This window comes from Agrobacterium fabrum str. C58 (assembly GCF_000092025.1).
In the GTDB taxonomy this organism is placed as follows: Bacteria; Pseudomonadota; Alphaproteobacteria; order Rhizobiales; family Rhizobiaceae; genus Agrobacterium; species Agrobacterium fabrum.
In genome coordinates, this window is sequence record NC_003064.2 from 343,106 (window position 1) to 355,593 (window position 12,488).

9 protein-coding genes and 2 pseudogenes are annotated in these 12,488 nt (G+C 56.2%); 3 read left to right on the plus strand and 8 right to left on the minus strand.

What is annotated here, in order from left to right:
• Window positions 1-270: 270 nt before the first annotated feature.
• Window positions 271-2,019 (minus strand): annotated as a pseudogene (locus ATU_RS25575) (Tn3 family transposase); the annotation flags it as partial.
• 41 nt (window positions 2,020-2,060) lie between these two features.
• Here ATU_RS25575 and ATU_RS25580 point away from each other — a divergent pair.
• On the plus strand, window positions 2,061-3,599 hold the full coding sequence (locus ATU_RS25580; protein ID WP_010972061.1) for an IS3-like element ISAtu3 family transposase: 1,539 nt from the start codon (window positions 2,061-2,063) through the stop codon (window positions 3,597-3,599).
• Between the two features lie 387 nt (window positions 3,600-3,986).
• Here ATU_RS25580 and ATU_RS25585 read toward each other — a convergent pair whose 3' ends face one another.
• Complete coding sequence (locus tag ATU_RS25585) at window positions 3,987-7,565, minus strand: autotransporter outer membrane beta-barrel domain-containing protein (protein WP_010974607.1); 3,579 nt, start codon at window positions 7,563-7,565, stop codon at window positions 3,987-3,989.
• Window positions 7,566-7,926: 361 nt separating this feature from the next.
• Between ATU_RS25585 and ATU_RS25590 the strand changes: the two genes are divergently transcribed.
• Entirely contained in the window at window positions 7,927-8,181 is a 255-nt protein-coding gene (locus tag ATU_RS25590) for a hypothetical protein (RefSeq protein WP_071241522.1), read from the plus strand.
• 445 nt (window positions 8,182-8,626) lie between these two features.
• On the opposite strand, the gene ATU_RS26850 is transcribed toward ATU_RS25590, so the two are convergent.
• Window positions 8,627-8,902, minus strand: coding sequence for a hypothetical protein (locus tag ATU_RS26850; RefSeq protein WP_080728821.1), 276 nt, complete (start codon window positions 8,900-8,902; stop codon window positions 8,627-8,629).
• A gap of 18 nt (window positions 8,903-8,920) precedes the next feature.
• On the minus strand, window positions 8,921-9,208 hold the full coding sequence (locus tag ATU_RS26855; protein WP_338081342.1) for an alpha/beta hydrolase-fold protein: 288 nt from the start codon (window positions 9,206-9,208) through the stop codon (window positions 8,921-8,923).
• A 184-nt stretch (window positions 9,209-9,392) separates the two neighbouring features.
• Here ATU_RS26855 and ATU_RS25600 point away from each other — a divergent pair, with 184 nt between their 5' ends.
• A complete protein-coding gene (locus tag ATU_RS25600) occupies window positions 9,393-10,043 on the plus strand; it encodes a LysE family translocator (RefSeq protein ID WP_010974610.1) in 651 nt (216 codons plus the stop codon).
• A gap of 134 nt (window positions 10,044-10,177) precedes the next feature.
• Here the strand turns inward: ATU_RS25600 and ATU_RS25605 are convergent, their stop codons facing one another.
• The 4 genes and pseudogenes from ATU_RS25605 to ATU_RS25620 all read right to left on the minus strand — a co-directional run bounded on the left by ATU_RS25605 (window position 10,178) and on the right by ATU_RS25620 (window position 12,262).
• A complete protein-coding gene (locus ATU_RS25605) occupies window positions 10,178-10,366 on the minus strand; it encodes a YegP family protein (RefSeq protein ID WP_035258281.1) in 189 nt (62 codons plus the stop codon).
• 51 nt (window positions 10,367-10,417) lie between these two features.
• Window positions 10,418-10,710: pseudogene (locus ATU_RS26860) on the minus strand (hypothetical protein).
• Window positions 10,711-10,803: 93 nt separating this feature from the next.
• Complete coding sequence (aqpZ, locus tag ATU_RS25615) at window positions 10,804-11,490, minus strand: aquaporin Z (protein WP_010974613.1); 687 nt, start codon at window positions 11,488-11,490, stop codon at window positions 10,804-10,806.
• A 157-nt stretch (window positions 11,491-11,647) separates the two neighbouring features.
• Window positions 11,648-12,262 carry a DUF2865 domain-containing protein gene (locus tag ATU_RS25620; protein ID WP_162180353.1) on the minus strand — a complete coding sequence of 205 codons (615 nt, stop codon included), beginning with the start codon at window positions 12,260-12,262 and terminating at the stop codon, window positions 11,648-11,650.
• Window positions 12,263-12,488 lie beyond the last annotated feature (226 nt).

Sequence of the window (12,488 nt, forward strand, 5' to 3'; positions counted from 1 at the left end):
AGGTGAACGGCTGTTCGATTCCGCTCAAGGCGAAGTTTCGTAGCGGATGTCGCCTTCTTCGATTGAGGCCGAAGGCGGCACATCAAAACCAGCTGGACTCAATCGTTGACAGGATGATGAAGGACAAGATCGAGCTTTATCAAAAGCTGAATATGCCCCATCTTCGCACCCGCTAAGGGCATTACCTAAATCTCACGTAAAACCGGGGAATCTTGGGGCGGGAACAAGAGCAGTCCGAAATCGTACGCTAAGAGCGAACGGAAGGGGAACTTATGCGACCCGCCGTAGCCCGGCTGGCAGACGAAGCGATCGAAATCCGTCGGGCATCTGGTGTTCGGCATCCCAGGTGTAGATGCCGGTAAGGTTGATGTGCTCCCAACTGAGCGGCGAAATATGCTTCAACAAAGTATCGGGAATATTTCGACCCTCTCGCTTCAACTGCGTGATTGCGCGGTCGAGATAGACTGTATTCCAGTGGACGATTGCACTGACAACGAGGTTGAGACCAGAGGCGCGGAATGCTTGGCTCTCGAACGACCGGTCGCGGATTTCGCCCCGCTCGTGGAAGAACACAGCGCGTTTCAGCTTATGAGCGGCCTCGCCCTTGTTGAGACCAGCTTGGCATCTCCGCCGTAGTGCCGGACTTGAGTACCATTCGATCATGAAGAGCGACCTTTCGATACGGCCGAATTCGCGGAGCGCCCTCGCGAGATGGCTTTGCTTTGGCGTTGCGGACAATTTCTTGAGGATGGTAGATGGCACCACGGACCGCGTCGTGATCGACGCCGCAAGATGGAGCAGATCGTCCCAATGGTCGAGGATCAGATTGGCATTGATCGGCGCCCCGATGTGGTTCGACAGCGCCGGATATGCATCACCCTTCTCGAACGTATGGAACTTCCGATCTTTGAGATTACGCAGTCTTGGTGAGAACCGCTTTCCGATCAAGGCGAAAAGCCCGAACATATGATCACTGGCACCGCCAGTGTCGGTAAAGTGCTCCTGGATATCGAGGACCGTGTCCTGATCGAAGAGCCCGTCCAGCACATAGGCCGCCTCGCTCTCGGTGGGACTGATGGGCAAAATGCTGAAGTAGCCGTATTGATCTGACAGATGGCTATAGAATTTCGATCCGGGCTCGCTACCGTAATGCAAATTGATGTCGCCGCGCTTTGCAGCCCGGTCGCTCGCACGGAAGAATTGGCCATCGGACGATGACGTTGTGCCATTGCCCCAAAGGCGCGAATGCGGATGCTGGGTGTGGGCATCGGTGATGCACGCTTGAGCCGTGCGGTATGTCTCCGATCGCGCGTGGAATGTGCGCATCCACCCAATCTGGTGAGCGCTAATCCCTTTGGAAGCGCCCGCCATTCGTTTGGGGCCAAGGTTCGTAGCATCGGCCAGTACACCAGCGAGCATTGCAGAGACATTTTTTGGTACGTCGCCGGTCCGAACATGCGTGAACTGATCCGCAAAGCCGGTCCATTCATGCACTTCCCTTAACAGATCGGGAACCTCGACCAACGGATACATATCGCTGATCTCGGCATTCAGTGCCTCGGCGGCCGCAGGGATTTCGCTGGCGGTTGGTGTGATGATCAACGTTCCGGCCTCAAGACGAACTCCTTCGAGCTTTCCGGATCGTGCCCTGTGCGCCAGACGCTGCAGGTTGAAGTCGAGCATCTGACGCGCTTCGGCAAGCCACTGCGCGCCATCAGCTTGGACGCCTAATCCGAGACGATCCTCCTCCTTCAACGTGATGAATGTTGTTCGCGGCATCAAATGCTCGTCAATGGGCCGGAAAGATCGGCTGCCGTCGACCCATATCTCCGCAGATCGAAGCCGGTCTCGCAAAGCAGCGAGCGTTGCGATCCCGTAGAGTCGGCGATCAGGTTTTTCTCGTTCGAAGATGAGCCGCCGGTCAGTTTGGCTAAGGTGGGTGAGCGGGACGCGATCAGGGAGCGTCCGTCGCTTCTCGGCATGAAGCCGTTTAAGCAGCGCAATTGCCGCTAGAAGTGGAGGGGGTGCGGACGAAAACTTGGACCACCAGGAGGTAGTTCATGTATTCCTACGCAGACAGACTTCGAGCGGTTGAGCTTTATATCCGGCTGGGCAAGCGGCTTAACACGACCATTCGCCAGCTGGGATATCCCACCAAGAATGCGCTGAGGGGTTGGTATCGCGAGTATGTGCAGCATCTCGACCTGCGTACTCAGCCGGTAGCGCGAGCGCCAAAATATTCAGAGGCTCAGAGGCAGGCGGCACTTGAGCACTTTCGCACCCATGATCGTTGCATCTCTGGGACGATGAGGGCGCTCGGCTATCCCGGTCGAGGAACTCTAACCGCATGGGTTCGTGAGGCTTTTCCGGAGGCGCGGACATCAATGGTCGGTCGATCGTGGCACCCTGGCTATTCCGAGGAGGTCCGGCAAGCGGGGGTAATCGGACTATGCAGTGGAGATGAAAGTGCTCAGCAGGTAGCTGACCGTCTGGGCGTCTCGAGACCGACATTGTATAGCTGGAAAGACCAGTTACTCGGTCATGAGGCTTCTTCATCCATGAAACGCCGCAAAGCCAACCCCAAGGTGCCTGAACGTGAAGAACTCGAGCGAAAGCTTGAAGCCCTCCAACGCGATGTCCGCCAGTTGCAACTCGAACATGATCTCCTGAAAAAGGCCAACGAACTATTAAAAAAAGGTCTGGGCGTCGATCTGCTGATCCTGAGTAATCGGGAGAAGACACAGCTGATTGACGCCCTCAAGGAAGTTTATCGCTTGCCAGAGCTGCTTGCCCAACTGCGAATTGCCCGAAGCTCGTACTTCTACCATCGCGCCCGTATGTGCCTGGCAGACAAGTATGCCGCCGTCCGCCTCAGCCTTGCGGAAATTTTTGAAGCGAACCGTCGTTGTTACGGCTACCGCAGACTACAGGCGTCACTGGCCAGGAAGAGCGTGATCGTCTCGGAAAAGGTTGTCCAGCGCTTGATGAAGCAGGAGCACTTGGCCGTAGCCAGACCGCGCCGACGGCGTTTCGGATCATACTTGGGAGAAATAAGTCCGGCACCCGAAAACCTGATCAATCGCGACTTTCATGCAGACGCGCCGAACGTGAAATGGCTGACAGACATCACCGAGTTCCAGATCCCAGCTGGCAAGGTCTACCTTTCGCCCATCATCGACTGCTTTGACGGAATGGTCATCAGTTGGTCCATCGGAACCCAACCAGATGCGGGTCTCGTCAACACCATGCTGGATGCAGCCATCGGGACCGTCGCCAACGGCGAGGAACGGCCTATCATCCATTCTGATCGAGGAGCCCATTATCGATGGCCCGGCTGGTTAACCCGTATCAGCGAAGCAAGACTGGTTCGTTCGATGTCCCGAAAGGGATGCTCGCAAGACAACGCCGCGTGCGAAGGGTTCTTCGGTCGGTTGAAAACTGAGCTCTTCTATCCACGCGACTGGAAGGCAATCACGATCGAACAGTTCGTCGCCGAGGTGGACGCCTACATCCGATGGTACAATGAGAAGCGTATCAAGATATCGCTGGGATCACTCAGCCCCGTCGAGTATCGTCAGAGCCTCGGCCTGAAATTATAAAGCAGTCCAACTTTTTATCCGCACCCCCTTATGCGCCTAACCGGCTCAGTTCTGCGCGGAAACCAACAGGTGTTGTCGCACCTGGCAAGCTAGTTTGATCAGAATGGCGGGAACGCTGGTTCGAATCCCTTCAGCCGCAAATGCAATGAGGTCGCGAAGTCAACCAGTATCAACACTGCCGATCGATCCTGCAGCGTTTCGAATGTCTGTTGCGCAAGCGCGCAGTGAGGCCCGTCAGCGTAGCGTGACTAATCGCGATGGCCAGAATTATCGGCTTCCGGGGCAGATTCGGGGTATCGGGCCGATCTATGAATTCTCGATCACGGGTGCCGATATCGTCGACGTTTATTACATCGGCACCTTGAATGTTCCGATACCGTCGACCTTTTACCACTTCACGCGTAGGCCCACCTGTCCCTTGACGGAGTAACTGTCGCCGAAGTCATTCAGGCTGGTCTGAACCAGAGCTTCGCCATAGATCGAGTACTTGTCGTCGTCCCAGCTATAGGTTCCCCCGAGCCCCAGTCCGGCCCAGACACGATCATTGCGGCTGGCGAGTCTCACGCCCTGGACATCGACCCTGGTGCCTTCGAGGAACTCATAGTAGAGATTGCCAATGCCGTAGACGTGGGAGCGGTTGAGCAAGCCCTTGTCATTCTGCCACGCGCTTTCATGGTCGAGGGTCACACCGAGACGACCTTGCAGGCTTTCTCCACGGTCGAGGCTGACACGGGCGCCGAATGTGTCGGTAAACGCGTCGAAGTCGACATTGGAATAGACCAGCTGGGCCTGCGGTGTGACGGACCAGCCTGGATCGATGGCAATGCGCGTGCCGCTTTCCAACGACAGTGTATAGCCAAAACCGTCATTGTTGTCGGTGAGGTTCGTGCGGGCAAGGAGAGAGTTGAGACCGCTTGTGTACCAGGTCATCTGGGCCTGACCGTCCAGATAGAAGCCATTCTCGCCATACCAGGTCAATGTCCCGCCAAGACCGTAACCGTCCGTGCTGATCTCACCATCGCCCCAAACGGACCTGGTGTCGGTTTTGCCATGGGCGTAATGGACCGTGAACCCGCCAATCAGCTTGCCGCTTTCCGTTTCCGTCAACAGCCCATCAATGCCGGCCTGAAGCTTGAAGACATTCTGGTCGTACTCGGCGGCCGCGGCGGAGAAACGCGGCTCGATGTGGTTATGTACGCCTTCAATGCGACCCCATACACCGTTTCCTTCGATCGCAACGCCTGCTCCTTCGGGAGTGGCATAAGGTGTGCCGACAGAAGCGCCATTACCGGCCCAGAAACGACTACCGACACGTTGCTGCAAGGTTGGGACGCCGTTCAGACCCAGCAATGCCTGAGGATATGCCTCATAGCTCGGAACACCGGCCTGGTAAAGCGGAGCAGTCGGCGTCGGATTCGACACGGTCAGTTGCGACCGCAAATACCAGTTGCCATCATTCGGTGATGAAGTGCCTCCCTGATAAAGCTGATAGGCGTAGGCGCCTGCAACGACCGCCTGCCTGTCGCCAATTGTGTAATCGCCAACGAGCGAGAAATACCCGTTGGAAGCACCGTTCACTTCGATGATACGGATACCTTCACTGGTCTGCGCACCCGTGCCTCCAACATTGTTGACGCCGACATTTGTCATGCCCGATGTGTCGCCATTGATGATGACCATATCCGTCTTGGAGTTGTCGTCACCAAGAGCAACATCGAACAGTATCTGTCCGCCATTGCCGTTATAGTTTCCACCGATGATGACAACATCGCCGACAGCATCATCTACCGTGGTGATGGTTCCGGCATTGGCCACATCGCCGCTGAACGAATAGACCCCGGTTCCTCCGCCCGTCCCGACGAAAGCGGAGGTTGAATCAATCGTCATGTTGCCGTCGAAGGCGAGCGACGCTATGCCGTCAAGTCTAGACCTGTTGTCCAGGAACACACCGGTCGTTGCTTCGTCCGGTTCGCCGACATGCCATACACCGTCATCAATCGACAGACTGGCTCCATCCAGATTGACAACTTCCCAATTGATGATCTTGCCGCCATTAGTCGTCGCCGTCACACCCTTAAGCGTAAGCGTATCGATCATACCATCGGCAACCGAGGTATCATCACCGCCGTCAAGCACCTGAGAACCATCATAGGCCGATGCGCTTACCATAGCCGTATCGGAACCGTCCTGACCGTAGAAGCCGCCAGCCAGAGTGCCGCCCGTCCATGTGAACGTATCATTGCCTTCATGGTTTGTGACACCGTCGTTGCTTCGAGGGTCGTCTCTGTCGTCACCGTAGATATTACCGGCATAGGTTCCACCAGCCAAATTGAAGGTGTCATCGCCGAGGCCGAGGACCGCGTCACCGGTTACGATGCCGGCGCTGTTAACGACGACATTACCGCCAATCGTGTCCGATGCAATCGGGCTACCCGCAACACCTCCGTCACGGATAGCAATCCCCGACGTTGCTGTGACCGTTGCCGAAGATGCAATATCGATGGTCGAGCCGTTCGCTGCAATCGTTTGAATACCCGCGCCCGCACCGCCACTCACTCTACTACCGACGCTGACCAGCGAGGCACCCGTACCCCTATTCGACGCCAGAATGCCGGTTCTGCCAGCAATAGAACCCGCCGTCTGTCTCACCATCAGATCGGTGGCGCTGCTGGCATTACGCGAATAGACACCGTAGTCACCGGAGGCGATCACATCGCCGGACAGTGTAACCGTTGTTGAGCCGGTTCCCGCATTGTCTGCGAAAACACCATAGGTACCGCCTTTGACCGTTCCGGATGTCTGGCTTACGAAGATACTGTCCGCTGGGGCCGCGTTATAAGCGTAAAGTCCAGCGCGTACGATTGCCGTGACATCGCCGGAACTGATGATCCTCGTTGAGCCGCTTCCCTGGTTATTGGCATACATGCCGAACCAATTGCCGGAGATCGATCCCGCGGTCTGGGTAAGAATGATATCTGTCCCGGCTGTGGAATTGTAGGCATAGACACCAAAGGTGTCGTTATTTGCCGCGCCAGTCTGGGTCTGGTTGATGACCCCGGCTGTTGTGATCGATATAGCGCCGGCCGCCCAATTATCGGCGCGGATGCCATGCGTATAACCGGTGATCGTGCTGCCGACTGCCTGGGTAATCGTGATGCCTGTCGCGTTAGCGAAATTTTGCGCCCATATGCCGTTTTCGGCTGCACCGTCCACATCGCCGGCGACACTAATTGCGGTCGCCCCAAATCCACGATTGGTTGTGGAAATTCCGTTATCCGCGCCAAAAATCGTCCCGCCCGTCTGACTGACGGTCAGGTCCGTTGCGAAGCCGTCGTTGGAAACATAGACACCATTACCGATTGTCCCAATCGCCGTGCCTGAGGATGTGATCGTTGTGGGACCTGTACCGGTATTGATGACATAGATTCCGTCAATGCCGGTGATGCTACCGTTCGATGTTATTTCAACCGCACCGGAAACATCATTGATCGCCAAAATACCCTGCCCACCAGAGGACGTGATGGACGACGCATTTCCGTCCGTTATGGCGATCCCTCCGATCGTCTCGACTCTGATGGCCTCCCCAGAGGTTGACAAACCAAATCCTGGTTGTGTGACTACCGTTACGGGCGCAGAAGAAAAGATAACCGCTGACGGATCGCTGCCTGTGGCAGCACCCGAACAGCTCCAGGTTTCAGGGCCAGCAGGATCACAGCTACCTGCCAGCGATGGCGAAGACCAAATGAGCAACGATGTAAATGCCGCCGCCGAAACGACGGACAAACTTTCAAACGACAGTACCAAACCCGCTTCACAAGGCGCTATTCCACCGACGATCCCCTTACACTTCCCCACTCGGCCGCCACTGATGAGCATGTTATTTGCTCGATTTGTATCAGAATTATCGACGAAAGACCCATCCCCGCTAGATGGACGCTTCTCGAAAAATGCTGCAGGTACGGTCATTCACGGTCCCCATTTGCTTTATATTCCGTCCCGATTGAAGCTGAAGAGTACTTCTCCCAGAACTATCTCCCCGAATCGAATTCGCCCAATGGTTGTTTCAGATGATTGGTCTCTATATTACTAAAATATAATTAACGGTGAGCCCGAGGTTGCGTAACCGTTAGAAGACTGGAACGACGCAGCCGAAATGCCAATTGGTGTTCCGCATCCCCGCATCAAGCCGCTACTTAGCGTATTGATTTAGGGTGTCGTTGGTACACACCCCTCTCTGGAGCGTTAACCATATAGGGAACCGCTACCCCAAATCCGCTTCGGTTATGTTAACCGTTGGTAAACAGAGGTGATTGGGCGGACCAACGACGTGAGCTTTGTGTTGGAGAAACACTGGGAGCGGCTGCTTAAGGAGATCGCGGCCTGTGAAATGGCAGTTCGAGAGATCGAAACCGATCTTCGACTGCGCGCAATGTCGAACGACGCCAACGACAGAGAATTGGCCCTCCCGCGGCGACTAAAAGGTGAAAAGGCCGATTTGCTTCATCGTTACCAGAACCTGAGAGAAGCGTTCATTGCGCTGCTGTGCGAAAACGATATCGCGGCCGAGCAGTTTCCTGGCTGAGATCACAGGCTAATCGTGTGAGCCTCCCTCAAATACGAAGTGTCATAGTATCGCCCGCCCGCGCACCTTGCAAATGCGCCTCCGTCCGCACCGTCGGAGCGTTCTGACCAGCCAAGCTTTTCGCTAAGCTCATTCCGATAGGTGCGACGACAGCTTGGTTGGTTTGCCATAATGTTCTGCTGTTCGATCCCGCAGTTGACGCTGAGACAGCACCCGATCGCCATCCCGCGTAAGAACCTGTCGGCCCGCAACATCATTAGCGGCCTAACCGCTTTCAGGCTGACGGAGGATGACGCGGCCATTCAGCATCGCAAAGGGCGGTCGCTTAAGGGCCGACTTTTGCACCTTACCTTTGTGACGGAAATTACACGGAAAATCCAGCGCGGCTGGCTCGCAAAACTTTGGAATTGTGCGACAGCCGCGTTCCAGTTTTCGATGCGATTTGTCAGCGCGTTCTCAGAAGGTACTCCAAGCCCCGCGTAAAGCCACGCGGCGCGACTGTGAGGTGATCCTCGTCATCGAAGACCACCGACTTCAATTGCAGATTCGGATAGTTTCGGCTCTGCAACGCTACTTCTAAAGCCCGGTTGTCGGCGACCATATCTACCGTCTGGTTGTAGCGCCGGTCGCCTTTGCGCTGCGCCTCATAGGCGCCGACATAAAGATAGACCTTCGCCGGCAGGTCCTTGTTCTGCGTGGCGTAGTCCGCTTCGAGCTTCAAGGTGTGGCGCTTATCGTATCAGAGAGAGGGGCTGCCAAGGATATAGCCGCTAAACAAGTCAGGTTCGGTGAACAGGATCTGTGCGCCGAGCAAAGCACCGTAGGAGTGGCCGAGGAAGAGCGATCTGGCGGGATCGGTCCGATAGCGAGTGGCGATAAATGGTTTCACCTGATCACCCAAATAACGCTGATAGGCCCGTCCCTGCCCATGGATCGCACCAGCAGGTGCGCTTTTTGGACCGTTCGACTTGGGGGGGGGAACACACCTTGCCGCAGCGATTCTTTTCGGCCCATATCTGTCGTAGATATCAGGCGTAGAGTTGCCGTGTTAATCAGGTTTCGCAACGGGCTGACGGGATGTGCATGACTACAAAGAAAATTGCCAAGGAACTCGGTCACCGAGCTTTCGGTGATGACACCGCAAGCTTTACCTCGCTTTGGGCGCGGTCCAATGCTATCGCTATTGTTGTTGGAAACGGAGGAGGACAATCATGGATCTGGTAATTCCCGGTGCAGCCAATCTCGGCCTGTTCATCAGTACCACGCTGGTGCTGCTTCTCGTGCCCGGCCCGGCAGTCCTTTATATTTTCGCGCGGTCGGTCGAGCAGGGCCGCTCCGCCGGCCTCGTTTCGATCCTTGGCATCCATACGGCGACGCTTGTTCATGTCGTCGCCGCCGCCGTTGGACTGTCGGCGCTTCTCGCCTCGTCCGCGCTCGCCTTCAGCGTGGTGAAATATGCCGGCGCGGCCTATCTGATCTGGCTTGGTCTCAAGAAGCTTTTTGGCCCGTCGGACATTCCCGATGTCGAGGGCGGTTTGCCGACGCGCAGCCGCATGCGCATCTTTCGCGAGGGCTTCATCGTCAACCTCCTCAATCCGAAGACAGCGCTGTTCTTTCTGGCCTTCCTGCCGCAGTTCGTCGAGGTTGACCGGGGCCATGTGGCGATGCAGATCGCTTTCCTCGGGATTCTCTACACGGCGATCGGCATTTTGACGGATGGAACCTATGCGCTTGTGGCCGGCACCGCCGGCAACTGGCTGAAGCGCAGCCCCGTGTATCTGAAAGCCGAACGCTGGGTTAGTGGTTTTGTCTATATCGGCCTTGGCGTAACGGCCGCTTTCGCGGGCAATCAAAGGAAATAAACCGCCGGACTTCCCGGTCGTTACCCTGGCGGTTACCCCTGGGGGCGAAGATCCGGAATTGACGGCATTCGATCCAGACAAACCTGAAAACCAGCAAGGGATCGGGAATTTGCGTTCCCGATCCCTTTTTTTAGTCAAACGGTTGCTGTCGTCTGATCGACGGTTTCAGCGCCCGGCGAGTTTTTCTTGATGGATTCGATGGCGTTCAAGACAGAAGCCTTGGCCTTGTATCCTTCTGAGCTGAACATGATTTCGCCGTTCGATGCCCGGAAGCGGAACCGGAATTCGCCAGCCTTGTCCTTGAAAACCTCAAATTTGTACATGGTATTTCCTTGCATTTCTTTTCAGGGGGTCCTCTCCTCGTGGAGAGGAGCTTACTTGGCGACGAGCTTGTTCTTGATCAGACCGACGATGATTTGCAGAATTAGGCCACCGACACCGCCACCCACGAGCTGACCGGCAATCGCGCCTATATCAAGACCACCGGCTGCCGCATTTTCAGCCGCTCCGAGCAGCGATCCGAGTACGGTTCCTCCGCCGAGGCCGCCGATCGCACCCGCGATCAGGTTACCGATCTGTCCAAGATCGGAATCCTTCAGTATCTTCCGCCGGCCGTGCCGCCAACCGCGCCGCCGATGAGTTGCGCCAATATCGAAGCAATGTCCATTTCACCCTCTCCACAATGGTTTCCCTGACCATTCAGGGAAACAAACCGATTTCGATCCGCGTCTATGCCGGTTGGCAGCGACCTTATGGCGACTTAATCTTTCTCTCCGAAGAGCTTCCAGATCACGGCGCCGGCAGCACCACCGACGATCGGGGCAAGCCAGAACAGCCAGAGTTGCTGCAATGCCCATCCACCGACAAAGAGTGCCTGGCCGGTCGAACGGGCGGGATTGACCGACGTATTCGTGACCGGAATGGAAATCAGATGGATCAGCGTCAAGGCAAGGCCGATGGCAATCGGCGCAAAGCCTGCGGGAACCCTTCCATGTGTCGATCCCAAAATAACGATCAGGAAGAACGCCGTCAGAATGATTTCGATCAGCAGGGCCGAAACGAGGGAATATCCGCCGGGCGAATGCTCTCCATAACCATTGGAAGCAAAGCCACCGAGATCGATCCCTGCTTTGCCGGTGGCGATAACGTAGAGGGCCGCAGCCGCAACGATTGCGCCGGCTACCTGTGCGATGACATAGGGCACCAGGCTCGATGCCGGGAAGCGTCCGGCAACAGTCAGGCCGACAGAAACGGCTGGATTGAAATGGCCGCCCGAAATGCCGCCGACCGCATAGGCCATCGTCAGGACCGTGAGGCCGAATGCGAGAGCAACACCTGTGAAGCCGATACCGAGTTCAGGGAACGCGGCGGCAAAGACGGCGCTACCGCACCCCCCGAACACCAGCCAGAACGTTCCAAAGAATTCCGCGAGAAGTTTTCGTCCCATAAAATGACCTCCTAGGTTAGACTTTTATCAACTTGTAGGTGTAGTCAGATCGCAGTCAAGACAAATGCCCAGGGTGAACCGGCCTCGTCTGGTCGTCTTCCGGAAAGGCGCGTGCTCCGGTGTGTCAGGTTACCACCTCTGCCGTCAGGCCGATCCATTACTGCGGCTGCAGAAACACCGGGCCGACAATCCTGACCGGCCGCTCGATCAAAGGTTCGACTTCTTTGACGCTACCTGTCTCTTCCATCGATACTCTGTTTTCCTCGATCTTCGGGCGGAGTGCAGGTGGCGGAACCGAAACATCTGCCATTTCTTTAGACATCTGTTTTGTCTGTTGAAGCTCATAGATGCGGGCAACATAGCGATTCCAGTCACATTTCCGGAAGTTTTCCTGATCGCGATACCTGAACGCACGGGGGAAATCCTGATAGCTCGTCTGGCTGCGGATCGAAATCATTTGCTCCGTTCCGAGATTGGCATCTTCCAGAACATAGACGTCCATTGCCGGGTCTTCGCAGATATATTGGCATTGCCGCAGGATCGCATCCGCTGCATCGCTTGCGACGAATTGTGAGTTCGGCGCCGGGAAGAGATACCCGTCAGCGAGGCGCACGCAATAGAGCACGGCCCTGCCGGTACGAAATGTTCCAGCGAATTTTGAAGATGCATGTGCCGGAGATGTTGATTTCCGTTGCTGCCGTGCAGACGCGCTGCAACCATCGGAACCGCGGGAAAACACTTTTCCTCCGAGGTCGGCGAGGTCGGCTTCCACCTTCTTCCTCTGGCCTGCAAGGTCGCGGCAGGCATTAAAAAGCCCGCCAAGAGATTTTTCGTCCCCACATTGCCGCTTGCGCTCAATGGCCCGAACCGCGGCAAGTTGCCGTTGCAACTGGGCGGCCTGCGCGCTCGCTGCGGCGTCTTTCGACGAAAGCCGGCTGTTGCCGGGGCGCAGCTTTGGGCCTGCGCCCCGGTTTGGCCAATGACCAGCGGGAACAGAA